Consider the following 26,438-nt stretch of genomic DNA (forward strand, 5'->3'; position numbering starts at 1 on the left):
TCAACACTTCCTTTCTATTGATAAACAGTTACAGGCAACGGTTTGAGGTGCTGTCTGTTTTTTGTCTGCTAAGAGCACCTCTAAATGGGTAATATCTGTTTGTGATAAAGGGATATCTTTTATAATGTCTGCCAAAGTGGCACCAATATGCATGGCGCACATAGCATTAAGCGTATCCATCAAGATACTTTTCATCGCTACGTTTTCAGTTATAGTAGATTGATAGTGACGGTCACGAACCGCGCCATTGTGCTGGAGATAGCCTTTATGTTCTAAACGCGCAATCAAGGTTTTGATTGTTGAGGGCTGCCAAGAATGCTTTTTTTGTAAAATATCAGTAATTTCTCGGCTAGTTGCTTGCCCTAGAGTCCAGACAATGCGCATAACTTCCCATTCACTTGTCGTCATTTTTTCTGTATTGTTCATATTGTTAGTCTACATTTGTAGTCTATTTATTGCAACTAGATTGTTTACATCTGTTATAAATCGTCATGCAACCATTAGATGCTACAGAAGATGGGATTAGTGATTACAAGTGTTTCACGTGAAACAAGGCATTACATTCAATATTTTGATATGACATGCTTTGTTATTTTAATGAGGACAAGAGGGTCAAATAAAAAAGCAATCACACAGGATTGCTTTTTTATTTCAGGTTTATGAAAACTTAATACCACCATCAACAGCAATAGATTGGCCAGTAATGTAATCGGCTTGATCACCGGCTAGGAAGCTAACTAATTTAGCAACGTCCTCTGGTTCTTCACCACGACCTAACAGAATACCATCGATAAAGGCTTGACGTGTTGCGCCGATTGGTACATTTTTACGTTCAGCAAAACGTTGATCGATGTCATCCCACATTGGCGTCAATACAATACCAGGGTTGTAGGCGTTGACACGAATTTTATCAGTAGCGAGTTCCTTAGCTGCGGCTTGCACTAGACCGCGTGTCGCAAACTTTGTGGCTGAATAGATACCCAATAATTCCATACCTTCCATACCAGCTATTGAGGAAGCTAAAATAATTGACCCACCATCACCACTTTTACGCATGAGAGATGGCGCAGTTTGAAGAGCCCAAATTTGTGATTTGAGGTTGATATTCAGAATTGTATCGATTTCTTCAGCAGGGGTCTCTTCAATACTATCAACCCAATCAATACCCGCATTAGCAACAAATATATCTAGGCGACCAAATTCTTTATCTGCCAGAGCAATTAAATCTTCGTTGGTTTGACGTTGAGAAACATCACCGGTAAAGGTAACAGCCTTGCCACCCTTATCCGTAATCTTTTTGGCAACCTTATCAAGCTTGGATTGTGTTCGACCATTAATAATAATGGCATAACCATCATCAGCAAGGCGGAGCGCAATACCTTCACCAATACCCTGTCCACCACCAGTAATAATTGCAACTTTCTGCGTCATCTTTCTTTCCTCCATGACTTATATTGTAATAACACCACCATTATATGCCTATTGCTAATCTTTTCACAAATGATCAGCTTGTCATATATTAGTTTAATTATTTTATTTTGAATTTTTGTGTCATATTCATGATTTATCGCTGGTATATGATAGGTGGTTCATTGTATAATCGAGATAAAGCAATGATAAAGGTGATAATATGTCTAAACAAGAAAAATATACAAAAGATGAGTTAATGAAAATTTTTAATATTAGTTCATCAACACTCAATCGTTTTATTAAAGACCATGATTTGTCAGATGACTCTTCACGAACGGTTAGAAATAAGCGGCAGGTTAACGAATATGGTCAAAAAACTTATGCTGCCTTGGCTGAACAATATGAAATTACAGAAGTAGCAACAGAAGAAACACAGGATTTATCTGCAGATGTTTTGCAAAATACGATTGAGCAACAAGAAGAATTGATTGCCGAACTGCGCAGCACTAATGAATACCTCAAACAACTATTAACGAATCAAACGCGATTGGTCGATCAGTCGCAGCAACTGCAATTGAGATTGACGATGGACGATGAAAAGAGTGAAGATAAAGATGGTGATGCAGTGATTGATCATGAATCGGTAGAAGAAAGTCATGATGAATCAAAAGTAAAGGAAGATAAAAAATCCTTCTGGCAGCGAATCAAAGGGAATTAAACGTATCGTAAGCAATTGGGAGTACTTTACTTTAAAATAGAAAGTAAAGGAGACGACATAATGCGAGCAATTCAAATGACAGGTTATGGTGATGTGCGTGTATTGACTGAAGCGGATGTAGCGACTCCAGAGATTAAACCCAAACAGGTCTTGGTGATGCAACATGCAACGGCCATTGATCCTTATGATGTTAAGTTTAGAGCAGGGTTAATGGGTACTGATAGTGAGATGCCACTGATTGGTGGGTCTTCTGTTGCTGGAGATATTGTTGCTGTTGGTCATGAAGTCACTGGTTTTCATATTGGTGATCGTGTGGCAGCTAATCCACATCATAAAAGTTATGCGGAATATGTGCCAGTAGGACAATCTTTATTGGCTAAAATTCCTGATAATGTGACTTATGAGCAAGCGGCAGCTTCAGCATTGGGTGCGCAAGCAGCCTACCAAGCGATCTATGATGCGTTGCAATTAAAGCCAAATGAAAGCATTTTGATTCATGGTGGTGCAGGTAGTGTAGGATTTACAGCAATTCAATTTGCTAAGAAGATTGGTGCTACACCTATCTATACTACGGCCAGTGGTAAAGGTGCGGACTTTCTGAAGCAGTTTGATCATAGTTTGAAAGTGATTGATTATAAAGCAGTACGGTTTAATCAGGTCATTGATACTGTTGATAAGATATTGGATACAGTTGGTGGGCAGACGTTAACGGATTCTTTGACAATCCTATCGCCAACAGGTCAATTAGTGTCTACTTTAGGCAGTAATGATGACCCTCGTGTATCTAGTTTTTTCTTGAAATCTAGTGGGAAGAGTTTATCTGCTGTATTATCAGCGATTGCTCATGATAATTTAATCGTTAAAATAGCAGAAGTTAAACCATTTAATGTAGATAACTTAAGAGAATTCCACGATCGTAAGCATACTGTGGGTAAATTAGTATTGAATTTTAGATAAACGTTAAGAGGTATGTATGTTAGAAGTGGCAACGTTAACGCCCCAATATAATGCGTATTGGCAACAATTATATGAAGAAGCGTTCCCTGCAATTGAACGTTTTGAGTTTGAAACGCTACAGCAATTGGCCCGACAACACGAGGGTCTTAATCTGGGGATTATTTTGGATGGCGCACGACCAGTGGGATTAGTCGTTTATCAACTCAATACGCAGAATGTGCATCAAGCCTTTATTCTGTTTTTTGCAGTTGATCCAAATTTACGTGGCGAGGGTTTGGGTGCACAAGCGTTATCATGTTTTAAATCGATGTTTCCAGATGGCTTTGTATTAGAGTGTGAATATCTAGATGAAACAGCAGATAATTATGAGCAACGACAAAAGCGTTATAGATTTTATCAAAAGAATGGCATTTTGGAAAGTGGCTATACTGCTACGATTCCAGCAGGTGTTTTTTACGTATTGCGCAGCAGTGAGCATATTACAATTGCAGATTATTTGAGTATGGCCCGACCAATTTTTAGCGAGCTTGAGGTTGATATTAATCGGTAATTGACATATTTTTTAGGACAATACATGCTATTGTCCTTTTTTTCTGCGTTGTTTTAGTGCTATTGGCATTTAGATGACACAACAAAACGTTAACATTTAGCATAAAAATATAGGAATAACACTTAATTCAGCATGATTAAAAGAATGTTTACTGCGTTTTTTAATTAATCTATCGGAATTAGAGTTAATTTTAACGATTAAGTGTGGTAATATTATAAACGTATGTGAAAATCAACGGACAATGTGAGGACGGTTGGGATGGCTGAAAAAGCACAAATGAAACCAAGACGCGTTTGGCGGATAAGTTTAGGATGGCAGATTTTAGTTGGCTTATTTTTGGGCGTGATATTGGGCGTTGTTTTCTATGAAAATCAGATGGCCATTACTGCGATGCAAAACATTGGGACAATGTTTATTAGCTTGATACAAATGATTGTTTTGCCAATTGTGGTATCCTGCTTAACGGTTGGTATTGCCAATATGGGAGATATGCATCAACTGGGTCGTGTTGGTGGTAAGACACTCATATATTTTGAGTTAATGACGACTGTGGCGATTATATTAGGGTTGCTGGTGGGAAATATTTTCCAACCGGGACACTATATTGATATTCATCAATTACATAGCCAAAATATTAGTCAGTATATGGCAACAGCCAAAACGGCATCACATACTGGAATATGGTCAACAATTATGGAAATCATACCAACTAATATTTTCAAGGCTTTGTCAGCAGGTGATATGATTCCAGTCATTTTCTTTTCAGTCTTCTTCGGCTTAGGTATTGCTGCAGTTGGTAAACGTGGCGAAATATTAACTGATTTCTTACGTGCTGTTTCTGAAGTCATGTTCAAAGTGACCAGTTGGGTGATGCATACAGCGCCAATCGGTGTTTGTGCCTTAATTGGTGCAACTGTTGCACAAATGGGGCTTCAATCCTTAGCGCCTTTGGGTTACTTTATTTTATTGGCTTACGCTTCGATGGCTTTCTTCATTATTGTTGTGATGGGCTTAGTTGCCAGAATTTATCACTTAAATATTTGGGATCTCTTTAAAGTGATTAAAGATGAAATGATTTTGGCATTTTCTACTGCTAGTTCGGAAGCAGTATTACCACGTATCATTGATAAAATGGACAAGTTTGGTGTTAGCAAGGGCATTGTCTCCTTTGTAATTCCTACTGGATATACGTTTAATTTAGATGGTTCAGCGATTTATCAATCCTTAGCTGCACTGTTCTTGGCGCAAGCTTACAATATTCATTTGTCGATTAGTCAACAAATTACCTTAGTTGTGATATTAATGATTACATCCAAGGGTATGGCTGGTGTACCAGGCGCATCATTCGTCGTATTGCTAGCAACTGTTTCATCTATTGGGGTTCCTGTTCAGGGGCTTACCTTTATTGCTGGTATTGATCGACTAGTAGACATGGGTCGTACAGTGGTCAACGTTGTTGGTAACTCTTTGGCTGCCATGATTATTGGTAAATCTGAAAAAGAATTCGATATGGAAAAGAACCAACAGTATCTCGCAACATTTACTAAAAAAGCAAAAGCTGAATAATAAAAAAGCTCACCGTCCGGTGAGCTTTTTTGTTGCTTGTATTATTTTTTTCTCGTTAATTTGGCAATTCCCTCCCAACGCGGTGTCTGTGGAAACATATCAATCGATTGAATGTAATCGACACGATATACTTTAGATAATTCAACGAGATCACGTGCTAGTGTTGAAGGATTACAAGACATATAGACGAATTTTTCTGGCTTAGTACGTAAAATTTCTTTTTTAAGGGCGGGTTCTAGGCCAGGACGTGGTGGATCAACGACTAATGCATCAGCAATCCATCCTTCTTTTTGCCATTGTGGTAATAGTTGTTCGGCAGTACCCACTTCATAAGTAGCATTGTCAATGCCATTAATTTGAGCGTTAATCATGGCATCGTCAACGGCCTCCGGAATGACTTCCATACCACGGACTTCACCGGTTTTATCTGCTAAGGTGATACCAATTGTACCGACACCGGCATAGGCATCCACCAATCTATCAGCGTGCTTGAGATCAAGTGCTGCAATAGCTGTTTCATATGCAACAGTCATCTGTGTATGATTGAGCTGCATAAATGCTCTAGGAGAGAGTTGGAATGTTTTACCGAGTATTGTTTCTTCAATATAATCCTGTCCCCATAGCTTAATGGTTTCATCACCCCAAACGAGGCTAGTACGACCTGGATTATAATTTTGGAAAATACCAACGACTTGTGGTAGTTCTTTTTGTATTGCTTGGATTAATTCACTATCACCGGGGAAACCATCAGTATTTGTTACAAATGTCAGTTGGACTTGTCCACTGGTTTGTGAGGCACGGGCAACCACAGTTTTAACGGTCCCTTTATTCTTTTCTTCATTATAAATACTGATGGATTGCTTTTCTAATAAATCGCGGACTTTACGCATTACTGTCATTGTCAACGGATCTTGTGTATGTACGACTGGCAAATCAATGAGTTCATGGCTACCACGAGCATACATACCCATTTTAAGTTCACCTTGTATTTTACGAACGGGGAATTGGGCTTTATTACGATATTCATAGGGGTGTTGCATACCAATTGTGTCGCGCAAGTTAATGGATTGCCAATCACGCGGTTGGAATTTTTCTAATGCTTGTGCAATGACGTCTTTTTTGAATGCCAATTGCGCTGCGTATGTCATATGTTCTAGTTCAAAGCCACCAACAATATTCGCATGTTCATCCAAGGGCGTTACACGATCAGGTGATTTTTCACGGATACTCATCACTTTTGCACTCAAAAACTTTGGCGAAACTTCGGTTACTTTAACCACAGCAACTTCATTAGGTAATACGCCGGGCACGAAAACAATTTTCTTTTTATAATAACCAATACCTTCACCGTTAATACCCAATCTTTTAATGGTGAGCGGGAACTTCTGGCCGACTTTAACCAGTACATCTTTTGGAGTAGAGCGTTTATGTGAATAAGGACGGTAAGATTTCTTCTTTTTATTTTCCATTATTTCTCTTTCTTTCTACAAAGGCAGTCAATGTAAACAATCATTCTATCATAACATGAGATAATCTTTTTTGAAAAAGTATAACACGTTTGTGTTATATCACATATGTGGTATAATAATGATGTAGAGAAGTTCAGAAGTGGTGTGCATCACTGACAGATGAACTGATAAATAAGCACCCATGCAGCTACTGCATATATTAAAGAAAAGAGGTCGAATATGACATGAGATTTGATATTAAGGCTTATCTGGACGACAATTCATTAACGATATATCGTGTAGCGAAGGAGTCTGGGTATGGCTATACAACAATTCACAAATCGTTTAATAAAGCACAATCTGATGCGACACCCTTAAATTTAAGAGACCTTGATGCATTAGCCAAAGTACAACATAAAGCAATGTGGGAGGTATTGAGGGAACTTGAACGATTATATATAGATGATTAAAAAGGAGAGTTCAATTTATGGCAAATAACTTTTTTAACGATCCATTTGGATCAGACATGAATGATATTTTTAACAATATGATGGGCAACATGAATGGGATGAATTCTGAGCGTCGTTACTTAATTAATGGTCGTGAAGTGACACCTGAAGAATTTATGGCTTATCGACAAAACGGTCAGTTACCCGGTAATTCTGGTGTAACTGGTCAACCAAGACCAGTAGCAGGTAATGGGCGTCCGATTGCCCAACAACCACAAGGACCGGCACAAGAAGGTATGTTAGCTAAATTGGGTCGTAACTTGACACAAGAAGCACGTGATGGTTTATTGGATCCCGTAATCGGCCGTAATAAAGAGATTCAGGAAACAGCAGAAATTTTGAGCCGTCGTACTAAGAATAATCCGGTGCTCGTTGGTGATGCCGGTGTTGGTAAAACAGCTGTTGTCGAAGGCTTAGCACAAGCCATTGTGAATGGCGATGTCCCAGCTGCAATTAAAGACAAGGTGATTTATTCAATTGATATTTCTTCATTGGAGGCAGGAACCCAATTCCGAGGTGCTTTTGAAGAAAATATTCAAAACTTATTAAAAGAAGTTAAGACTGCTGGTAACATTATCTTATTCTTTGATGAAATTCATCAAATATTAGGTGCAGGTTCTACTGGCGGCGAAGATGGTGGTAAGGGTTTGGCTGATATTATTAAGCCAGCATTAAGTCGTGGTGAAATTTCATTGATTGGTGCTACAACCCAGGATGAATATCGTAATACGATTATGAAGAATGCGGCTTTGGCACGGCGATTTAACGAAGTGCAAGTTAATGCCCCAAGTCCACAAGATACATTACTTATCTTGAAGGGGATTGCCAAGTTGTATGAGAAGCATCATCATGTGGAACTACCAGACGATGTCTTGAAGGCAGCAGTAGACTACGCCGTACAGTATATTCCACAACGTTCATTACCTGATAAGGCAATTGATTTGTTGGATGTCACTGCTGCACATCTAAGCGCAAAGTATCCAGCCTCAGATGCTGTTTCACTACAAAAGCAATTAGATGAAGCCAAAGTAAAGCAAGATCAAGCCGTACAAGAAGAGGACTTCGAAACAGCATTAAAAGCAAAGCAAGATATTGAAGCAATTCAAAAAAAGCTTGAGCATTCAGACAAGGATGTCAATGTGAAAGCAACGCCAAATGATGTTGCTGAAGCAGTGGAACGCTTAACGGGTATTCCGGTATCACAAATGGGTGCTTCTGATATTGAACGCTTAAAGACAATCGGTGATCGGTTGTCAGGTAAGGTAATTGGTCAAGAAGAAGCAGTCAAAATGGTTGCGCGAGCTATCCGTCGTAATCGTGCAGGATTTGATGAAGGAAACCGACCAATTGGTTCATTCTTATTTGTAGGACCAACAGGTGTTGGTAAGACTGAGTTAGCTAAGCAGTTAGCTTTGGATATGTTTGGGTCAAAAGATAATATCATTCGTTTAGATATGAGTGAGTATTCCGATTTGACGGCGGTATCGAAGCTGATTGGTACGACGGCTGGCTATGTGGGCTATGACGATAACAGTAATACGTTAACTGAGCGTGTTCGCCGTAATCCATACTCCATTGTTTTGTTGGATGAGATTGAAAAAGCTAATCCACAAGTGTTGACCTTATTACTACAAGTAATGGATGATGGTCGTTTAACAGATGGTCAGGGTAATGTGGTTAACTTTAAGAACACTGTTGTGATTGCAACATCTAACGCAGGATTTGGTCATGACAATGATGATATGGCATTGATGGACCGATTAGCTCCTTACTTCCGTCCAGAGTTTTTGAACCGATTTAATGGCGTGATTGAATTTAGCGCCTTATCAAAGGATGATTTGAAGCAGATTGTTGATTTGATGTTAGACGATGTCAATAAGACCTTAGCCAAAAAATCGCTAACGTTAACCGTCAGCGATGCAGCCAAAAATGAATTGATTGAACTTGGCTACGATGAAGCGCTTGGTGCACGGCCGTTACGTCGTGTGATCGAGCAACAAATTCGTGATCAGGTGACGGATTTCTACTTGGATAATCCTGGCGAGAAGCAGCTACAAGCGGACCTTGTGGACGGCAAGATTATGATTAGTGCAGTAATGGATTAATGACAAAATAAACGGTGGCATCATTTGATGCTACCGTTTTTTTATGATATAAAGTCAATAAAAAACGTTGATTCAATTGAGAATCAACGTTTTTGTAGTAGGTAATAAATTATTGACCAGTGTAGAACCACTTATCGCCGTTAGCAGCAAGTAGTTGGTCAGATGCATCTGGTCCCATTGAACCTGACTTGTAAGTTTCAAGTGGTGCCTTATCAGCTGTATAAACGGCTGAGATAGCATCAACGAAACGCCATGCAGTTGCAACACCGTTCCAATCTGCGAAGTTAGAACCATTACCGTCCATAGCATCATGAATCATACGTTCGTAAGGTTCTGGTGTGTTTTGCTTATCTTCGGCAGATGCTTGCCAACCTAAGTCAATTGTTCGTGTATCAAAGGCGTCTGATACACGCTTGGCATTAACTGTGAATTGAACGCCACCCTTTGGATCAATCAAAATAGACAAAACAGATTCTTGTGCAGGTGTGGCTGAACCAAAGTTGAATTTACCAGCCTTGAAGACGATATCAACACGTGTTTGCTTGGCAGCTAAACGCTTTCCTGAACGGACGTAGAAAGGCACACCTTCCCAACGCGGTAGATCAAACTGTAATTCACCGGCGATAAAGGTGTTATTCTTTGAATCAGCAGGGACATCTTTTTCTTCTAAGTAAGGCAAAAAGTCAGCAGAATCACCAGCACCATATTGTGCACGCACAAAGTACTTGTTAACTTCTGCTTCGTCATAGATTTTCAAAGCATTAAAGGCAGCATTTTTTGCAGCACGGATATCTGTGTCATTAAATGATTCTGGCTTTTCCATTGCTAGCCAACCAACAATTTGCATTGTATGGTTTTGAATCATATCAAGTAGGGCACCAGCAGTATCATAATAACCAGCACGTTCTTCAACACCAAGTACTTCTGAAAGGGTTACTTGTACGTTTTTGATGTAATCTTTGTTCCAAGCAGCATCAAAAATTGGGTTTCCAAAACGTAGCGCCGCAATATTTTGAACCATTTCCTTACCTAAGTAGTGATCGATACGGAATAGTTGGTTATCATCGAAAGCATCTTCCAAATCGTTTTGTAGTGCTTCGGCGGTTGCGTATGATGTACCAAATGGCTTTTCAATCATCAAACGGTTATAACCAGTTGTGGCTAACAATCCTTCTGATTTCAGATATTGTGCAATTGTACCAAAGAAACGTGGTGCAACAGACATATAGAAAATACGATTGCCTTCAATGTCAAACTTTTGTGCTGCTTCTTCAATCGCGAGCTTTAAGACATTATATGATGCGGCATCGGTTACATCGTGTGCACGATATGAAAAATGCTCGATGAAGGCTTCTGCTTGTGCCTGATCTTCAGTAAAGTCTGCGATAGATTCACGAACTAATTGCTTAAATTCAGCATCGCTTAAATCCTGACGTGCTGTACCGACAATGGCAAAGTGTTCTTGTAGGTAGCCTTTTTTATAAAGGTTAAAGACTGATGGGTAAAGCTTACGCTTTGCTAAATCACCAGTACCACCAAAGAAAGTTACCAAAGTTTTAATTTCTGAAACCATGATGTTCCCCTTAAAAGTTTATCGTTTTCATGTACTAGTATAACGCAAATGTTCACTGTTGAACAACGAGAATAAAACGGTTACATCATTGTAAGGCGTAATTTATGTCAAAGCTTGTATAAATCAGAAGGGTTAGGGGTACATTTGGACGTCAAACCATACTTTTATGGTGCTAGGCTGAGCGAATCCTTTTTCATGCTATACTAATTAAAGTTTTGGAGGATTTATGCATATTGAACAAAAGCAGATGGTCAATCACACATTAGATGAAAAATGGTTACTTATTGGAACATTGCTATCTAATATCGGTAATTCAATGATATGGCCGGTATCTACCCTATATATGACAGGCCAGCTACATCAAAGTTTTATGACTGCAGGTCTTGTTTTGATGATAGGATCAATGATAAGCGTCTTTGGTTCTTTCATTGGTGGGCAATTATTTGATCACTGGCAACCTTATAAGGCGTTACTAGTAACGATTGCTATTATTTTTTTGGCTGTCGCAAGCCTGATTTTTTGGAATGGCTGGCCAATGTTTGCGATTTTAATATGGGTTGCGAATTTTGGTATGGGAATCGAATTAACTTTAGTTAATGCTTATGCAACAACGATTCGATCTGAAAAGACGCGTGTTGTTTTTAATAATCTGTATATCGTATTAAATGTAGGGATGGTTTTAGGTACATTAGTTGTGGGTTACCTTTTTGACTATGGTTTTTATCTACTAATGATCATTTCGAGCTTTATTTATTTACTATTGTGGTTGGTTGTCTTTTTTAAGTTCAATGTGAGCGTTGATATACCAACAGTTCCTGTTGTACGTACTGATCGTCATACAAATCTCACACCAAAGAAATTGCAACTCACACCGTTATTAATTGCCATTGGTGCCTTACTATTTATTACTTACTTGTCGTATATCTTATGGGAGACAGTGATGGCACCACATATGAAGACATTGGGGATGCCGACAAGAAATTATGCGGATTTATGGATGATTAACGGCATTACGATTATTTTGTTCCAAAGAGTTATTTCTAATTGGGCTAATAAACATCGCTATGAAGTATCCATTTTGATTGGGAGCGTCATTTTTGCTTCTAGTTTTTTCTTTTTAATTTTTGTTCGAGATTTTTGGCAAATTGTGATTGTATTTGAACTATTAACTGTGGGTGAAATGTTGCAAAGTCCACAAGTTCCAGCGTGGGTTGCTCAAATGACGCCACAGTCGGTTGCTGGGCAGGCACAAGGTTTTGTGACAATGATGATTAGTTCAGGACGCGTGGTTGGTCCGCTATATTCAGGATTTATGATGGACCGAGGTTGGATGAGGGCTCTTTTTTTGTCAGTGTTTATCATGATGATTCTGATTAGTGGTGGTTTGTTTATGATGACCTTTAAGCAAAATAAAAAGCATACCTAAGTATGCTTTTTATTAAAAAACGAACAAACTAAATTTTACGTGACAGCTTTTTCAAAAGCTTTTTCAAAAGAAATATTACCTGTTTGATCTAAAAAGTGGTCTTTGAAGATGGGAAACAATACCATCTTATTTGTTGTTATGCAATAAAATATTTGAGTAATTGTTCTTCGGATAATTTTGCTTTTTCTTCATTACGAACATCCAGCACGATGTCTCCAGCATTCAAAACAATTAAACGGTTACCGTATTTTAGCGCATCAGCTAAATTGTGCGTAATCATAAGGGCGGTTAACTGATTTTGTGTGACTTGCTGATTAGTTGTTGTCATCAGTTGTTCGGAAGTTTTAGGATCTAAAGCAGCAGTATGTTCATCTAATAACAATAATTCTGGTTTAACAAGCGTTGCCATTAAGAAGCTTAGGGCTTGTCTTTGTCCACCGGATAGATTGCCAGTGGCTGTTTGTAAACGGGTATCGAGGTTATTCCCCATTGTTTGCGTTAATTCACGATATTGCGCTAATTTTTCTTTAGATAGATTACGTCCGCGTAAGCGTCGTTTTGCGCCTCGCTTTTCGGCAAGCAACAGGTTTTCTGCAACAGTCATACGAGGGGCAGTACCCATCTTAGGGTCTTGAAAAACGCGCGCAATGTAATCTGTTCGTTCAACTGGACTTTTTTGTGTGATGTCAGTACCGTGGTGCAAGATGTGGCCGTGACTCAATTGGAGATTGCCAGCGATAGCATTGAATAAAGTGGATTTACCAGCACCGTTTGTTCCCAATACAGTGATAAAATCACCTTCATATATATCAAAATTAATACCTTTTAATATTTTAGTTGCAGCTAATGTACCTTGCTTTACAGTAACATCAACATCTTGAAGTCTAAATACGGGTTCAGTCATGGTTAGCCAATCCTTTCTTAATTACTTTATCCAACTTTAGTGCTTTGCTGATTTGCGGTAACATCATGGCAATCGCTAAGACGATGGCTGACAATAAATTGAGATCGTTGGTTGAAAAACCAAGTCTTAAGACAGCTAATAATACAAGGCGGTATAAAATGGAACCAACAACAACAGCGATGAGACGTTCTGTTAGCGTCAATTCGCCGAAAACGACTTCGCCGATAATAATTGAAGCAAGGGCAATGACAATAATACCAATACCCATGTTAATATCAGCGTATCCATTATTTTGGGCAATGACAGCGCCACCAAAGGCAATCAAACCATTAGATATCATTAAGCCCATGATAGTCATGCGATCTGTACGAATACCAATAGATTGTGCCATTGTTGGATTATCACCAGTTGCGATGAACGCTTGACCAATTTCTGTTTGTAGAAAAATGACAAGTAATGCAGTAATAACACTGATAATAATAAAGCCAACCAAGACAGAGTCAAAATATTTAGGTAGTGTTGACAAGAAATGGGCAGAAAAGAGAGTATCTTTACCCAACAAGGAAATGTTGGCTGATCCCATAATACGTAAGTTAATAGACAAAGAAGCAGTCATAACAAGAATTCCGGCTAGTAAAATTGGGATTTTACCTTTTGTATAAAGTAACCCTGTCGCTAAACCAGCCAAGGCACCAACACCAAAGGCAATGATCGTGGCTAAAATTGGTGAAACATTATGACTAATTAAAGTGACGGCTGTTGCGGCACCAAGTGGAAAAGAACCTTCAACTGTCATATCTGGAAAATTTAATATACGGAAAGTCAAGAAGAGAGCGACACCTAAGACAGCCCATAAGAGGCCTTGACCAATACTGGAAACAATCATACTCATTTGTAAATTTCTCCTTTATTTTCAGCTTCACGCACAATGTCGTCGGGTAAGGTGATGCCTAGTGTTTTAGCAGTTGAAGTATTAATTGTCATATCCCCTTTGGTAATAAACTTAATGGGATAGGTGGCTGGGTTCTTACCTTTAAGAACGCGTCCGGCCATAATACCAGAAGCTTTACCCAGTTCAAATTGATTAACTGAGACAGTTGCAAGACCACCATCTTTGACCATTGTGTTAACAGCAGGGAAGACGGGTACCTTTTCCTTATTTGTTACGCCAACTAATGTCTTCATTGCTGACGCCACACCATTATCTTGTGGTGCATAGACAGCATCTACTTGATTAGCCATTGTTTCGGCAATTTGCTGCATGTCATTGGTGGTTGAAATAGTGTACATATGCACATCGTAGCCAGCTTTTTGGGCAAGAGCTTGCATTTTTTTAGCATTATATTCACCACCATGATCTGAGGAGGTATAGATAATGCCCAGTTTTTTAGCATTCGGTACAACACGCTTAATTAAGTTAAGGTGAGAGGCAAGGGGTGATTCACCAGAAGTACCTGTAATATTACCGCCGGGACGGTTATTAGATTTGACGAGTCCGCCACCTACTGGATCAGTGATACCAGCTAGAATGACAGGATTTTGGCCATTAGCAGATTTAGCAAGTGACTGAGCAGCAGGCGTCGCGATACCGACCGTGATATCAGCGTTCTCATTAGCAAATTTCTCGGCCATGGTTTTTAAGTTACTTTGATCAGCCTGCGCATTTTGATAATCAATCTTAACGGTTTTACCATTAACAAAACCTTCTGATTTCAAACCAGCAACTACGCCTTTGTTAATTTGATCGAGTGCGGGGTGGGTGACCAGTTGTAAAATACCAACCGTTGGTACTTGTTGTTTATTTTTTTGTGTACGATTAGTTGTGACAAAAGCAATTGCCAAGAAGATTACAATAATGCTTATTACACTCATTAGTCGTTTATTCATAATGTTTCTCCTAGAATATTATTTCAATTAAAAATGACCTTGATTTGCCATACAGGACAATTCAAGGTCAAAAGAAAAGTCTGTATGGTCATTACCATACAGACTTTGAGTTATACACAAAATAGTCGGTATGGATAAAACTGAAATCCGCCAGCTTTATCCTTTTAAGAACAAGCTGTTTTACCGACGCCACCAGGCTTTATTAGAAATTAATAATAAATTGTGCATTATATTACTCCAAGTTTTCTGAATAGGTTAAGAATACTAAGAAATATGTTAAATGTCAAGACTATTTTTGGCAAATAACTTTAAAATTGTTAGAATATAAAGTATGCAAAAACAAAGTGATTTTATAATTAAATTATTAATTATTGGTTTGGGTGGAGCCATTGGTGGTAGTTTACGTTATTTACTACAATTAATACCGCATATTGGTCATTGGCCAATCATGATTACTTTTATTAATTTACTCGGCACTTTTTGTTTGGCAATGTTGGGTGAATACTTATTATTGACGGATAGTCGATTAAGCCATTGGCAATCATTTATTGGAACAGGCGTTATTGGTGGCTTTACGACATTCAGTGCGCTTATTTTACAGAGCTATGAGTTGTTAATGGATGAACCAGAGGAAGCCGTACTATATTTAGTGATGACAATAGTCGGCGGTATGTTAATGGTTGTTTGGGGACGTTTGTTTGCGAGAAGAATTGTGAATAGGACATAATGATGACATTACTTTGGATTGCATTAGGTGCGGGCATTGCCTCGATGCTAAGATTTGCCGTGATGACCTGGTGGCCACCGCATTTTCAATATTTTACGGCAGTTTTCGTGGTTAATATTATCGGTGCTTTTATTTTGGGAATAGTCCTAACACAGGTGCATGCCTCTTTTTGGCGCGAAATCCTGATTACCGGCTTTTTAGGTGGCTTTACAACATTTAGTACCATGATGACGCAGAGTGCTCAAAAGCGTCTACGACGGCAAATTGGCTACTTACTATTGCAAACAATTTGCGGATGTTTCAGCTTAGCTTTAGGATTGTTATTCAGCCATTTTATTTTGCGATAAAAGAAATATGTTAATTTAGGAGAAATATAATAATATGTCAAAAATCGCCATTATCGTTGATAGCTCATTTGCTATTCCGTTAGAAAAACGCAATCGTTATCATATTATGCAAGTGAGCTTGCCTATTATTTTTGGTGATGAAGCTTATCGCGAAGAAAGCGATATTCAAGATGTTGCTGCTTTAATTAAACTTATCGATGAAAAGAAAGATCTACCGGCCACTTCTCAACCATCACCAGGTGAGTGGATTGAAGCTTTAAATCAAGCCAAAGCAATAGGCTATGATACTGCTATTTTGATGACGCTATCGTCAGGTATATCTGGTAGTTACCAAACAGTGACGAATGTTGCTGCCAGTTATGAGGGGATGGCTGTTTATACATGGGATTCGCGCATCACAGTTATTGCTGCTGGACACCAAGCCTTATTAGCAGCAACATTGGCTGATCAAGGTGTTGATGCAGAACGCATTATGGCTGCATTAAACCAATTGAGACAAACCATGGGTGTGCGTTTTGCAGTAAATGATATTTCCCATTTACAACGTACTGGTAGAATTAGTACGGGACAGGCCTTAATTGGTGGTTTGCTCAATATTAAACCAATTCTATCTATTAATTTGGTGCTAGATGGTAAAATTGCGGCAGTAGGGAAGTCACGTAAAATGAGCGGGGCGCTGAAAGAAATTAAACTAGCACTTACCGAAGCGTTGAGTACCGTAGCCTATCCGGTTCGTATTACAGTAATTGATGCGAATAACCAAAAACTTGGTGATAAATGGCAAGCAGAACTACAAAAAGAGTACCCAACCATCCAATTTGAACGTAGTGCTATGGCACCTTCAATCGCGGTTCATACTGGTGCTGGCGCAATTGCCGTTGTTTGGGAACATGATTGGCAAGATTTAGTTCGTACAACAACAATTAATTCATAAAAAGTATAAAAACTGCTTGCATTTTTTTATAAAAGGCGTATTATATATAAATGTGCTAAGGCACAAGAGATTGCTCCCATAACTCAGTTGGTTAGAGTAGGGGATTTTTAATCCCAAGGTCCTAGGTTCGAGTCCTAGTGGGAGCACTGACGTAAAGTTGGCGACCTTTGGGATATTCCATAAAAAAGAGCTGTTCTTCGGAACAGCTCTTTTTTGCATGTCGATTAATGACCGGTTGTGACTTTAATCCCAATGATACCAATAATGAGTAGCGTAATGAAAAGCCAAGTGATAGATGGAATTTGGTCCTTAAAAAAGATGATGCCAACTATAATTGAACCAACGGCACCAATACCAGTCCAAATAGGATAAGCAATACCTAATGGTAAATGTTTGATTGCTAATGCCAAAAAACCAAAACTTAAAATCATGCCAACCAGTGTTGCAAGGGTAAACATAGTATTAGTAAAACCATGGCTCAATTTCATAGTAGTTGCCCAGACAACTTCAAAAATACCTGCAATGATTAAATATATCCAAGTCATTGTATAATCTCCTTAAATAAAATAAAAAGCACCTATACAGCTCTTCATTGACCTAATGAGCTATACAAATGCTATGACACCCGGTGGTGTTAAATATTAAATCCATTGTTACAAATTAACGTACATGAGTCAAGGTGTTAAGTGATTTATGATTAAGTAGTAATGAAATAGGTAAGCATTATATCAAGTATTGATAGAATGAACGATTATAGCCTATAATCATAAACAACTGGTCATAATTTTGTGATTATAACTTGTTGACAACCAAGATACATATAAGAAGGATGACAATATGACAACAATTAATGTAGATGAAGGTTTTTGGCAACTATTTCCAGATGCCAAAATTGGTGTACTGACTGTTCACGGTATTGATAATCATGTCAAAGCAGAGCAGACAAATCATTTTCAGGAACTATTAGATGCATCAGCAGAGAAGTCACGCCAATTTTTGGTAGAAGATGTTTTCCGTGATAATGCAGTGATTAGTCAATGGCGAACAGCATTTACACAATTTAAAAAGAAGAAGGGTGCGCGTTCTTCGATTGAGGCACTTTTAAAGCGGATTGATCAAGGAAATGCGTTACAATCAATTAATCCTTTAGTGGATATCTATAATAGTGTTTCTTTATCTTTTGCCATGCCATGTGGTGGTGAAGACTTAAACAAAATAGATGGTACGATGCGCTTAGGTATTGCTGAAGGCGGTGAATCGTTTAGACCATTAGGTGAGGATGAAGATCAACCTGCATTAAATGGTGAAGTGATTTATTATGATCAAACCGGTGCGATTTGCCGTTGCCTAAATTGGCGTGATGCCCAAAGGACAATGCTTACCGAAGCAACAACGGATGCCATCTTAGTAATGGAAGCCATTAACGATGAACAGCAACAACGATTGGCACCGGCAATGGACCAATTAAAAGAGCATATTGAACAAATGTTGGGTGTTACGGGTGATGTGTTTTACTTAGAGCAACACACATCAAAAGATTAAGCCAGTTTAATGAATGTTCGTTTAATTTGTTTGTGTCATTTTTTGTGCGTAAATGAATTGTAAAAAGGTCACACTGATGACAAACAGAATACCAATAATGCCATAAAGGTTAAACGAAACATGGAGAAATAAAAAGCTTAAAATGGCAGCAGACATTGGTTCAATTGCCCCGAGAACACTAGCGGTTGTTGGTAATATATATTCGAGACTCTGTAAAAAAAAGAGATAAGCTAACATTGTACCAAAAATAATGACAAAGAGAATTTGAATAAAGGCACTCAAATTCATTGATGGTGTTGCTTCCCAGACGCGATAATAAATACCGGTTATAATACCGCCCAAAAACATGGACCACCCAACAACTGCGATAGCACCGTAGCGTCGTAACAATTGCTGTGGCATTAAAGTGTAAACAGCCGCACCTACGGCAGCTAAAATTCCCCAAATAATGGCAGGCAATGGAAGTGCCAGTGATTGGAAATTACCTTGCGTAACAATGAGGGCAGTACCGATGATAGCAATGATCACTGATAAAGCATCGATACGACTTGGCAATACCCAATCTTTAATGGCCAGATAAAGAATGATCATGATTGGTGAAAGATACTGTAAGATGGTTGCCGTTGCAGCGTTTCCTGTACTAATTGCCATAAAGTAGGTTAACTGTACAGCGGTCATACCAAATAATGTAAATAGGAGTAGTTTAAAACTATCGTGCTTGTTTTTGAAAACGGCTAATATATCTTGATGTTGTGTTGCCCCATAAACAAGCAATAAAAATCCCGCGAAAATCATTCTAATAGCGACTAACCAAGTTGGTGAAATATCATGATGATCAAAAAGATTTTGTGCAACTGTACCAGAACTTCCCCATAAAACGGGGCCAGCTGCTGCTAGACCCAAACCTAATTTTCTTTTTTCCATACCTTTACTCCCAAGAATTAATATGTAAAATATACTATATTTTACATATCATTGTCATGTTGTATCCATTATTTAATATGCGCTAGTCGCATTGTCTAGTAAATTAAGAGTTTGCAATTGTTGCGTTTGATGTTAGAATAAGCATACGAACGTTTTGGATTAGTAGAGATTAATATTTTGAGTATCAGGAAATCGGTGGGCACTGCGAACCGATCAGATTTAATCATCGAATTACACTAAAATAAACTTTAACAATTCAATATTTTTGAGAAAGACATTTGTCTTTAAAATAAGGTGGTACCGTGGATCAATTCGCCCTTAGCTTACTTAATGCTAAGGGCTTTTTATTTTGAAAGGAAATGAGTAGTACGCATGACAATTCAAGAATTTTACCATGGTTGTGGCGGTATTTGCCGATATTATTATTCATTGTAGTAATAGTTAGGCTATATTGAGTCATTTTAAAACGATAGGAAAATAATATGATGCAAAAAAAACATAATTTAATTGAATCTACTATAATACTGGGCATTATTATTACATGTATTGCTGTGTCGGTTATTGGATTGCATTTGTCACCAGTTATCGCGGTACTCTTTGCCGTGGTCATTACCATGATTTACGCTTTTGTAAAACGCTACCCGTTATCAATGCTGAATGAAGGGATTATGGCGGGTGTGAAGCCGGGTATTATTCCAATTTTTATCTTTATTTTAGTCGGTGCCTTGATTGCTGTCTGGATTAAAGCTGGTATTATTCCTTCATTAATGGTTTTTGGTTTTGATATTTTGAGTGTTAAGTTCTTTGTGCCGTCGGTCTTCATTGTCTGTGCTGTTGTTGGTAGTGCGATTGGTAGTGCGTTCACTGTTATGTCAACGATTGGGATTGCATTTTTTGGTATTGGGACATCATTAGGATTGAGCCAACCTTTAATTGTTGGTGCAATCGTATCAGGAGCGGTATTTGGTGATAAAATGTCGCCATTGTCAGAATCTACTAATTTAGCATCAGCAGTAGTTGGTGCTGATTTGTTTGAACATATTAAAAATTTGATGTGGTCAACTGTACCAGCATTTATTATTTCTTTGATATTGTTTACGTTCTTTGGACTAACGAATAGTAATGCCACAATCGATCAAATTGAACATGTTAAATCTATTTTGATGACAAATTTCAACATTTCATGGTTAGCTGTGATTCCAATTCTCTTCATGTTCCTTTGTGCTTGGCGAAAAATTCCAGCTATTTTCACTATTTTACTCAATATTTTATTAACAATTGTGATTATGGCTATTCAGAATGATCACTTTAATATCATTGAAATTGCTAAAGTGCTTGAGCATGGATATGTAGCGCACACAGGTAATGAAGAAGTCAATATTCTATTATCACGTGGTGGTATTGAAAGTATGATGCCAACAGTCGCACTAATTATTGTAACCTTATCATTGGGTGGCATATTAATGAAGTTAGAATTAATTTCACCATTAATGACAGTTTTAGCTCAAAAGCTAGAGCGAACAGGTTCATTAGTATTGGTAACACTATTCTCGGCTATTGGTGTTAATATTTTCGTTGGTGAACAATTCTTGTCGGTTATTTTACCAGGGAATGCCTTTAAACCAGTTTATGATTTGCACCGTTTGAAACCAGTTGTCTTGGGCCGTGTGCTAGAGGATGGTGGAACAGTTATTAATTACCTCATACCTTGGGGGGTTGCTGGTAGTTTTGTGGCAGGGACATTCCATGTTGCGACAATGGATTACTTGCCGTTTGTATTCTTTAGCCTATTATCACCGTTGTTTTCTGCGTTGAGTGGATTTACAGGCATCGGTATTCATTATCAAGAAAAGAAGTAATTAAAAAGTATTCCTCATTATTTTTGATGAGGAATACTTTTTTAATTACTTTTAGGCTAAGAATGATTTGATGGCATTAAATCCTAACTCACGATGCCCAGCCTGACAATGCTGGTCACCGCCACTTTCTTTAGAGAATAGAATGGATGATACTTTACCGGCATTTATGAGTCCTTTTTCAATATCGACTAGGCGTGAACTAGGCACATATTGATCATTTTCTCCTGCTAATAATAGAACTTCTTGATTTACAAGTGATAGTATGTTTTTTACAGTATATTTTTTAAAAGAAATCAGTAAATCATAAGGTGACGACGTACCTGTATTTTCCATACCTTTGTTTATTTTCCATTTTAAATCAATATTTTGATCCATTAGATTTTGAAAAAGTTCATTAACTTCAATTGCCTGGTGTGAGTCAAGTAACATGTTAATTTTGGCAGTTAAGTCTTGGGGCATACGCATTGTTAAGGTATCCATAATACTATAGAATATGTCAAAAGCAACAATTTTATCGATACGTTTATCAAATGCTGCGGCCCGCATGACGAGGTAGCCACCTAATGACACACCAATGACACTAACCTTATTAAAATCAAAATAGTCAATGATTGTCGATATAGGTTTTTCCCAGTTGTGAATGAGATGAAGACCATTACGTAATGCCGTACCTTGTCCTGGACCGTCCAGAACATAAATATTATAATCAATGCCTTTTAGATATTTAGCAGATTTAATCATTTCTTCCATGTAGGAATCATAACCTGCAAACATAATTAAATTTTTGGTAGCGTTAGGATTAATTAATTTTGTTACCGGAAGATAATGGTCCTCATATGGCACTTGATAACTTTCATATTTAAAATCTTTGTATGAACGATAGAATAAATCACGATATTTTTGATATGCTGCTTCTGATCTAGGATCTTGTTGATCCAAGTAAAATTCAGCTGCTTGATAATAAGTGGCGGCGATTGCGTCATCATTTAATTTTTCACGGTATTGCGCACGTTCTAACCACAGTTGGTACCAACTTTCAGTATCTGTTAAGTTTGGTATAATCATTTTTAAGTCCTGCTGAACAGATGGATTATTTTCATACTCATCATTTATAAAACGGTTAATTTGTAAATTGAATTGCTCATTATCAACATAATGTTTGAACATAATATAGTACCTCTTTTTTTTAATACCTATAGAATAGGCAAAAGTAGAGGATAGAACAATCATCTTTTTAACGCATAATGTCCGTTATCAAACGGTATGCGTTAAAAAGTATGATAAACAACAGATTGGAGTATTTTGATAGGATGATTGATAGACGTATTATAAAAACTAAAGATAATATTTACCGTACTTTTCTTGAACTGCTTGCGAAAAAAGATTTTGCGCGTATTACTGTTGTTGAGATATGTGAAACAGCATTAATTAGTAAATCAACTTTTTATACTTATTTTGAAGATAAGTTTGCTTTACTAGAACAAGTGGTCCATGATTACACAAAAAAATTCGAAAAAATGATAAAAGACAGGTTTAAAGCCATTGATGATAACAATGCGCATGTCGTCATACTGAATATAATGAATGATTTAGAGGACAATAGTTATGCGTTACAATTGCTTTTTCAGATTCATATTTTGAATATGGATTTGGAAGAAAATATACGACAAATTTTATATGGTGAGGCATATCAATACTTAACTGGTCGCAACGTAAAGACGAAATATCCGATTTTATTTATTGCCAAAGGTTATGCTGAAATGGCGCTATTTTCAATTAAAATTGGCATAAGTAATTCAAAGGATAAAGAACAAGCAATGAAAATGCAGACAGATGTCATTGTTAAGCTACAAAATGCGTTTGAAGATATTTTGTTTATCGCATAAAATATTACGAACAGGAGTTCTCTTATTATGGCTGTCATCTAGACGACTTAATTGAGCTATTTAGTTTAAGAATATGTCAAACGTTTAAAAAAATACACTTTTTGTCTTGATTTGAAAAAATGAGGGTAATGTCACTGTAATAGTTATCGTGCAAAATATTAATCATTACATTGTTATTGATATGCACATGGAGGAAACAAATTGACTATTATTACTAAAGCTATTTTAGGAACAGCCGCAGCTGCAGGATTACTTATCGCAGGCGGTAGCGCAGCATCTGCTGACTCAAACTATACAATCAAATCTGGCGACACATTAAACAAGATTGCCGCTGCAACTTACGGTGACGCACAAGCTTCAGCTGGTGTATCAGCAATTGCACAAGCTAACAGCATTTCTAATATTAACTCAATCTTCGTTGGTGAAACACTAGTTATCCCTAGCCTTTCAGGTAATACAACGACAACACAAACACAAGCACCTGCTGTTCAGCAAGCCGCTTCAACACAACAAGCAGCCTCAACACAGCAAGTCGCTTCAACACAACAAGCAGCTTCAACGCAACAGGCTGCATCAACACAGCAAGCAGCTTCAACGCAACAGGCTGCATCAACACAGCAAGCAGCATCTACAGAAGAAACAGCAACAAGCTCAAGTTCTGTTTCAGGTAGTGATGCCTCAGCCAAATCATGGATTGCTAACAAGGAATCAACAAATTCTTATAGCGCCCGTAATGGCCAATATATTGGTAAATACCAATTAAGCGCATCATACTTAAACGGTGATTATTCTGCAGCCAACCAAGAAAAGGTTGCGGACAGCTACGTTAGCGATCGTTATGGTTCATGGTCAAATGCCAAGAGCTTCTGGTTAGCTAATGGTTGGTATTAATTTTAAATATAATGAATCAAAAAACTGAAGTCATCGACTTCAGTTTTTTATTTTCATTTAAATCAGGCTTAAAGTTTATTTTAATCTACGCCATTATGATAATTGATATTAGCATTAGTGGAGGTAGGCATGTGATATTAAAAAAATTAAAGAATATGGATTGGTATTTTGTCATTATTATATTGATAAGTGCCATTCTATATGGCTGGGGTATTTGGGATGCTGGTAGTGCCAACAGCTACTATACCGCTGCAATCAGATCGATGCTGGAAAGCTGGCACAATTTTTGGTATGGTGCGTTTGATTCAGCGGGATTTATTACCGTTGATAAACCACCAGTAGCATTATGGTTGATGGCCATATCTGCCAAGATATTTGGCTTACATGGATGGTCTGTTGTATTGCCGAGTGTTTTGGCAGGTATCGGCTCCGTTTATCTTATGTATCAGATGTTAACACCAAAATTTGGTGTATGGGCTGGTAGATTAGGTGCGCTGGTTTTGACTTTCACACCAACAGTTGTTGCGAATAGTCGAACGAATAACATGGATGCCATACTTGTCTTCTTTCTACTGCTAGCCGTATATGTATTACAAAAAGCGGTTGAAAAGAAGAACATATGGCTCGTTATGATGAGCTTTGCCTTGGTTGGTATTGGCTTTAATGTCAAAATGTTGCAAGCCTTTATGATACTACCAGCGATGTTGGTTTATTATTGGATCGCTATTAAAGTGCCATGGAAGAAGAAAATCCTATGGTTGGGGGCAGGTTTGTTATCGTTAACCGTCTTCACTTTAGCTTATCCTGTCGCAGTTGATTCGGTTGATCAGTCTAATCGACCGTATATTGGCAGTTCACAGCATAACTCGTTGTTAGAATTGGCCTTTGGATACAATGGTACTGAACGGTTACTTGGTCAATCAACCGGGACAGGCGGTGCCTTTCCGGGTATCGGTACAACGAATAACAAAAAGTCGAATAAAGTTGGCCAACAGCCAACCGGTCAAAAGAATGGACAGCCAACTCAGCAAGTACCAACTAACCAAAAGAGCGTAACAAAGGGTACAGCACCGAGTGGTCAAGCACCATCTCAAGGTAAGGCGCCTCAAAATATGCCAACAGGGCAAGCACCAAAGGATTTGAAGAAAACGATAGGTCAACAGCCCACTCAAGAAAAGCCATCTGGAATGCGTAATGGTAAAGGTCAGAAGCAGGGTGGCAGTGTAGGTATGAACAATGCCTTTGCTATTGGAACGGCTGGTCCATTTAGATTATTCCAATCAGATTTGGGATCGCAAATTGGTTGGTTCTTGCCGCTAGCTATCTTAGGCATCATTGCTGGTTGGTTTGGTTATCGTAAACGCAATAGTAAATGGTATACCATTTCAGAAGAACAGCGTCACGTGATTTTATGGTCTGCATGGTTAGTGCCGGTTTATGGTTTCTTCTCAATCGCTGGTTTCTTTCATCCATACTATACGATTATGCTAGCTCCAGCAATTGCTGCTTTGACAGCCATTGGTGCTGCAGCAACGCACAAAATGTACCAAAATTCATCAGCTAAGACGCGGATTTTTGCTAAATCATTGATCAGCTTTGGTATCGTTTCAACATTAGCACTACAAGCTTATTATGTATGGTCTTACTATCCAATGATTAGTATTGCATTAATCATTGTGGCGATTATATTAGCTATCTGGTGGTGGCTAGGTGAGCGTTTATTTGCCAAAATGCGATTAGTCATATCTATTATTGCGATATGTGTTATGGCTGCTTGGTGGTCATTCACACCAACCTTGTCTCATAATTCGGCAGCAATACCATTTGCCAGTCCAACATTATTGACGCAAGGTGGCAGTGATAGCATGGGGAGCCAAGTTGATGCTCAGCTATTAAGCTATACACAACAGCGTCAAGGGCAAGCAAAATACTTGTTTGCGACAACTGATTCTAATTCCGCTTCTGGGTATATTATTAAGTCTGGGGAGGCTGTCATGGCACTGGGCGGTTATAATGGCACCGATCCAACCATGACATTATCAGAATTTAAGCAACTTGTTAAGTCAGGGCAGGTCAAATACTTCGTGATGGGGAATAAAGGCACCAGTTCCTCTGGGCAGATTGGTAAGATTCTCTCTTGGGTACAAAAAAACGGTGTAAAAGTTAATTACAGTAAAAATAAGCAAACGAATAACCAAAATACCATGGGACAAGGTCAAAATAGTCAACTATATGACCTGTCAACCATATATCAATAAAGGAAAGGCGTGGTGAA

25 protein-coding genes and 1 tRNA gene are annotated in these 26,438 nt (G+C 38.1%); 16 read left to right on the forward strand and 10 right to left on the reverse strand.

The annotated features are described in order from the left end of the window. Together C5L23_RS03035 and C5L23_RS03040 are read right to left on the reverse strand one after the other, a co-directional pair. Window positions 1-426, reverse strand: a complete 426-nt coding sequence (locus tag C5L23_RS03035) for a CopY/TcrY family copper transport repressor (protein ID WP_133264271.1) — start codon at window positions 424-426, stop codon at window positions 1-3. A gap of 231 nt (window positions 427-657) precedes the next feature. Continuing rightward, window positions 658-1,431 (reverse strand): glucose 1-dehydrogenase, encoded by a 774-nt coding sequence (locus C5L23_RS03040; RefSeq protein WP_010007432.1) that lies wholly within the window; start codon window positions 1,429-1,431, stop codon window positions 658-660. Window positions 1,432-1,630: 199 nt separating this feature from the next. Between C5L23_RS03040 and C5L23_RS03045 the strand changes: the two genes are divergently transcribed. The 4 genes from C5L23_RS03045 to C5L23_RS03060 all read left to right on the forward strand — a co-directional run bounded on the left by C5L23_RS03045 (window position 1,631) and on the right by C5L23_RS03060 (window position 5,201). After that, the gene (locus C5L23_RS03045; protein ID WP_010007431.1) at window positions 1,631-2,128 is read left to right on the forward strand and encodes a hypothetical protein; all 498 of its coding nucleotides are present in this window, start codon (window positions 1,631-1,633) and stop codon (window positions 2,126-2,128) included. A gap of 60 nt (window positions 2,129-2,188) precedes the next feature. Continuing rightward, window positions 2,189-3,085 carry an NADP-dependent oxidoreductase gene (locus C5L23_RS03050; protein WP_010007428.1) on the forward strand — a complete coding sequence of 299 codons (897 nt, stop codon included), beginning with the start codon at window positions 2,189-2,191 and terminating at the stop codon, window positions 3,083-3,085. Between the two features lie 16 nt (window positions 3,086-3,101). Next, a complete protein-coding gene (locus tag C5L23_RS03055) occupies window positions 3,102-3,635 on the forward strand; it encodes a GNAT family N-acetyltransferase (protein ID WP_133264272.1) in 534 nt (177 codons plus the stop codon). A 276-nt stretch (window positions 3,636-3,911) separates the two neighbouring features. Then, window positions 3,912-5,201, forward strand: coding sequence for a dicarboxylate/amino acid:cation symporter (locus tag C5L23_RS03060; RefSeq protein ID WP_029508625.1), 1,290 nt, complete (start codon window positions 3,912-3,914; stop codon window positions 5,199-5,201). A gap of 41 nt (window positions 5,202-5,242) precedes the next feature. On the opposite strand, the gene rlmD is transcribed toward C5L23_RS03060, so the two are convergent. After that, complete coding sequence (gene rlmD, locus C5L23_RS03065) at window positions 5,243-6,670, reverse strand: 23S rRNA (uracil(1939)-C(5))-methyltransferase RlmD (protein ID WP_133264273.1); 1,428 nt, start codon at window positions 6,668-6,670, stop codon at window positions 5,243-5,245. A gap of 224 nt (window positions 6,671-6,894) precedes the next feature. On the opposite strand from rlmD, the gene C5L23_RS03070 reads away from it, so the two are divergent. Both C5L23_RS03070 and C5L23_RS03075 read left to right on the forward strand, forming a co-directional pair. After that, window positions 6,895-7,119 carry a hypothetical protein gene (locus C5L23_RS03070; protein WP_010007424.1) on the forward strand — a complete coding sequence of 75 codons (225 nt, stop codon included), beginning with the start codon at window positions 6,895-6,897 and terminating at the stop codon, window positions 7,117-7,119. A 17-nt stretch (window positions 7,120-7,136) separates the two neighbouring features. Then, on the forward strand, window positions 7,137-9,263 hold the full coding sequence (locus C5L23_RS03075; RefSeq protein WP_133264274.1) for an AAA family ATPase: 2,127 nt from the start codon (window positions 7,137-7,139) through the stop codon (window positions 9,261-9,263). Between the two features lie 109 nt (window positions 9,264-9,372). Here the strand turns inward: C5L23_RS03075 and zwf are convergent, their stop codons facing one another. Next, on the reverse strand, window positions 9,373-10,836 hold the full coding sequence (gene zwf, locus C5L23_RS03080) for a glucose-6-phosphate dehydrogenase (RefSeq protein ID WP_010007423.1): 1,464 nt from the start codon (window positions 10,834-10,836) through the stop codon (window positions 9,373-9,375). 226 nt (window positions 10,837-11,062) lie between these two features. Between zwf and C5L23_RS03085 the strand changes: the two genes are divergently transcribed. Continuing rightward, window positions 11,063-12,262, forward strand: a complete 1,200-nt coding sequence (locus C5L23_RS03085; protein WP_240034419.1) for an MFS transporter — start codon at window positions 11,063-11,065, stop codon at window positions 12,260-12,262. Window positions 12,263-12,398: 136 nt separating this feature from the next. Here the strand turns inward: C5L23_RS03085 and C5L23_RS03090 are convergent, their stop codons facing one another. The 3 genes from C5L23_RS03090 to trpX are packed head-to-tail and all read right to left on the reverse strand — an operon-like array spanning window position 12,399 to window position 15,053. Next, window positions 12,399-13,166, reverse strand: a complete 768-nt coding sequence (locus tag C5L23_RS03090; protein ID WP_010007421.1) for an ABC transporter ATP-binding protein — start codon at window positions 13,164-13,166, stop codon at window positions 12,399-12,401. After that, window positions 13,159-14,058, reverse strand: a complete 900-nt coding sequence (locus tag C5L23_RS03095) for an ABC transporter permease (RefSeq protein WP_010007419.1) — start codon at window positions 14,056-14,058, stop codon at window positions 13,159-13,161. The genes C5L23_RS03090 and C5L23_RS03095 overlap by 8 nt, the downstream gene beginning before the upstream one ends. Then, a complete protein-coding gene (trpX, locus tag C5L23_RS03100) occupies window positions 14,055-15,053 on the reverse strand; it encodes a tryptophan ABC transporter substrate-binding protein (protein ID WP_133264275.1) in 999 nt (332 codons plus the stop codon). Before trpX ends, C5L23_RS03095 begins: the two co-directional genes overlap by 4 nt. A 331-nt stretch (window positions 15,054-15,384) precedes the next feature. Here trpX and C5L23_RS03105 point away from each other — a divergent pair, with 331 nt between their 5' ends. From C5L23_RS03105 to C5L23_RS03120, 4 genes are all read left to right on the forward strand, one after another. Continuing rightward, window positions 15,385-15,780 carry a fluoride efflux transporter FluC gene (locus C5L23_RS03105; protein ID WP_010007417.1) on the forward strand — a complete coding sequence of 132 codons (396 nt, stop codon included), beginning with the start codon at window positions 15,385-15,387 and terminating at the stop codon, window positions 15,778-15,780. Beyond that, on the forward strand, window positions 15,780-16,127 hold the full coding sequence (locus tag C5L23_RS03110; RefSeq protein ID WP_010007416.1) for a fluoride efflux transporter FluC: 348 nt from the start codon (window positions 15,780-15,782) through the stop codon (window positions 16,125-16,127). The genes C5L23_RS03105 and C5L23_RS03110 overlap by 1 nt, the downstream gene beginning before the upstream one ends. A gap of 34 nt (window positions 16,128-16,161) precedes the next feature. Further along, complete coding sequence (locus tag C5L23_RS03115; RefSeq protein WP_010007415.1) at window positions 16,162-17,061, forward strand: DegV family protein; 900 nt, start codon at window positions 16,162-16,164, stop codon at window positions 17,059-17,061. Between the two features lie 72 nt (window positions 17,062-17,133). Continuing rightward, window positions 17,134-17,207 (forward strand) — tRNA-Lys (locus C5L23_RS03120). A gap of 78 nt (window positions 17,208-17,285) precedes the next feature. Here the strand turns inward: C5L23_RS03120 and C5L23_RS03125 are convergent. Continuing rightward, window positions 17,286-17,606, reverse strand: a complete 321-nt coding sequence (locus tag C5L23_RS03125) for a DMT family transporter (protein WP_010007413.1) — start codon at window positions 17,604-17,606, stop codon at window positions 17,286-17,288. 292 nt (window positions 17,607-17,898) lie between these two features. Between C5L23_RS03125 and C5L23_RS03130 the strand changes: the two genes are divergently transcribed. Further along, window positions 17,899-18,603 carry a B3/B4 domain-containing protein gene (locus C5L23_RS03130; protein WP_010007412.1) on the forward strand — a complete coding sequence of 235 codons (705 nt, stop codon included), beginning with the start codon at window positions 17,899-17,901 and terminating at the stop codon, window positions 18,601-18,603. Between the two features lie 21 nt (window positions 18,604-18,624). Here C5L23_RS03130 and C5L23_RS03135 read toward each other — a convergent pair whose 3' ends face one another. After that, on the reverse strand, window positions 18,625-19,527 hold the full coding sequence (locus tag C5L23_RS03135) for a DMT family transporter (RefSeq protein WP_133264276.1): 903 nt from the start codon (window positions 19,525-19,527) through the stop codon (window positions 18,625-18,627). A 482-nt stretch (window positions 19,528-20,009) separates the two neighbouring features. Between C5L23_RS03135 and nhaC the strand changes: the two genes are divergently transcribed. After that, window positions 20,010-21,386, forward strand: coding sequence for a Na+/H+ antiporter NhaC (gene nhaC, locus C5L23_RS03140; RefSeq protein WP_133264277.1), 1,377 nt, complete (start codon window positions 20,010-20,012; stop codon window positions 21,384-21,386). A 51-nt stretch (window positions 21,387-21,437) separates the two neighbouring features. Here the strand turns inward: nhaC and C5L23_RS03145 are convergent, their stop codons facing one another. Next, window positions 21,438-22,553, reverse strand: coding sequence for an alpha/beta fold hydrolase (locus C5L23_RS03145; protein WP_010007406.1), 1,116 nt, complete (start codon window positions 22,551-22,553; stop codon window positions 21,438-21,440). 143 nt (window positions 22,554-22,696) lie between these two features. On the opposite strand from C5L23_RS03145, the gene C5L23_RS03150 reads away from it, so the two are divergent. The 3 genes from C5L23_RS03150 to C5L23_RS03160 all read left to right on the forward strand — a co-directional run bounded on the left by C5L23_RS03150 (window position 22,697) and on the right by C5L23_RS03160 (window position 26,421). Beyond that, complete coding sequence (locus C5L23_RS03150; protein ID WP_010007405.1) at window positions 22,697-23,272, forward strand: TetR/AcrR family transcriptional regulator; 576 nt, start codon at window positions 22,697-22,699, stop codon at window positions 23,270-23,272. A gap of 201 nt (window positions 23,273-23,473) precedes the next feature. Further along, window positions 23,474-24,163 (forward strand): aggregation-promoting factor, encoded by a 690-nt coding sequence (gene apf, locus C5L23_RS03155; RefSeq protein WP_010007403.1) that lies wholly within the window; start codon window positions 23,474-23,476, stop codon window positions 24,161-24,163. A 155-nt stretch (window positions 24,164-24,318) separates the two neighbouring features. After that, window positions 24,319-26,421, forward strand: coding sequence for an ArnT family glycosyltransferase (locus C5L23_RS03160; RefSeq protein WP_193617326.1), 2,103 nt, complete (start codon window positions 24,319-24,321; stop codon window positions 26,419-26,421). Window positions 26,422-26,438: the final 17 nt, after the last annotated feature.

This window comes from Leuconostoc fallax, from assembly GCF_004354645.1.
Taxonomy (GTDB): domain Bacteria; phylum Bacillota; class Bacilli; order Lactobacillales; family Lactobacillaceae; genus Leuconostoc_B; species Leuconostoc_B fallax.

Coding starts and splice junctions, on each gene's coding strand:
- C5L23_RS03035 (WP_133264271.1), bottom strand. CDS start 426: ATGAACAATACAGAAAAAATGACGACAAGTGAATGGGAAGTTATGCGC.
- C5L23_RS03040 (WP_010007432.1), bottom strand. CDS start 1,431: ATGACGCAGAAAGTTGCAATTATTACTGGTGGTGGACAGGGTATTGGT.
- C5L23_RS03045 (WP_010007431.1), top strand. CDS start 1,631: ATGTCTAAACAAGAAAAATATACAAAAGATGAGTTAATGAAAATTTTT.
- C5L23_RS03050 (WP_010007428.1), top strand. CDS start 2,189: ATGCGAGCAATTCAAATGACAGGTTATGGTGATGTGCGTGTATTGACT.
- C5L23_RS03055 (WP_133264272.1), top strand. CDS start 3,102: ATGTTAGAAGTGGCAACGTTAACGCCCCAATATAATGCGTATTGGCAA.
- C5L23_RS03060 (WP_029508625.1), top strand. CDS start 3,912: ATGAAACCAAGACGCGTTTGGCGGATAAGTTTAGGATGGCAGATTTTA.
- rlmD (WP_133264273.1), bottom strand. CDS start 6,670: ATGGAAAATAAAAAGAAGAAATCTTACCGTCCTTATTCACATAAACGC.
- C5L23_RS03070 (WP_010007424.1), top strand. CDS start 6,895: ATGAGATTTGATATTAAGGCTTATCTGGACGACAATTCATTAACGATA.
- C5L23_RS03075 (WP_133264274.1), top strand. CDS start 7,137: ATGGCAAATAACTTTTTTAACGATCCATTTGGATCAGACATGAATGAT.
- zwf (WP_010007423.1), bottom strand. CDS start 10,836: ATGGTTTCAGAAATTAAAACTTTGGTAACTTTCTTTGGTGGTACTGGT.
- C5L23_RS03085 (WP_240034419.1), top strand. CDS start 11,063: ATGCATATTGAACAAAAGCAGATGGTCAATCACACATTAGATGAAAAA.
- C5L23_RS03090 (WP_010007421.1), bottom strand. CDS start 13,166: ATGACTGAACCCGTATTTAGACTTCAAGATGTTGATGTTACTGTAAAG.
- C5L23_RS03095 (WP_010007419.1), bottom strand. CDS start 14,058: ATGAGTATGATTGTTTCCAGTATTGGTCAAGGCCTCTTATGGGCTGTC.
- trpX (WP_133264275.1), bottom strand. CDS start 15,053: ATGAATAAACGACTAATGAGTGTAATAAGCATTATTGTAATCTTCTTG.
- C5L23_RS03105 (WP_010007417.1), top strand. CDS start 15,385: ATGCAAAAACAAAGTGATTTTATAATTAAATTATTAATTATTGGTTTG.
- C5L23_RS03110 (WP_010007416.1), top strand. CDS start 15,780: ATGATGACATTACTTTGGATTGCATTAGGTGCGGGCATTGCCTCGATG.
- C5L23_RS03115 (WP_010007415.1), top strand. CDS start 16,162: ATGTCAAAAATCGCCATTATCGTTGATAGCTCATTTGCTATTCCGTTA.
- C5L23_RS03125 (WP_010007413.1), bottom strand. CDS start 17,606: ATGACTTGGATATATTTAATCATTGCAGGTATTTTTGAAGTTGTCTGG.
- C5L23_RS03130 (WP_010007412.1), top strand. CDS start 17,899: ATGACAACAATTAATGTAGATGAAGGTTTTTGGCAACTATTTCCAGAT.
- C5L23_RS03135 (WP_133264276.1), bottom strand. CDS start 19,527: ATGGAAAAAAGAAAATTAGGTTTGGGTCTAGCAGCAGCTGGCCCCGTT.
- nhaC (WP_133264277.1), top strand. CDS start 20,010: ATGATGCAAAAAAAACATAATTTAATTGAATCTACTATAATACTGGGC.
- C5L23_RS03145 (WP_010007406.1), bottom strand. CDS start 22,553: ATGTTCAAACATTATGTTGATAATGAGCAATTCAATTTACAAATTAAC.
- C5L23_RS03150 (WP_010007405.1), top strand. CDS start 22,697: ATGATTGATAGACGTATTATAAAAACTAAAGATAATATTTACCGTACT.
- C5L23_RS03160 (WP_193617326.1), top strand. CDS start 24,319: ATGGATTGGTATTTTGTCATTATTATATTGATAAGTGCCATTCTATAT.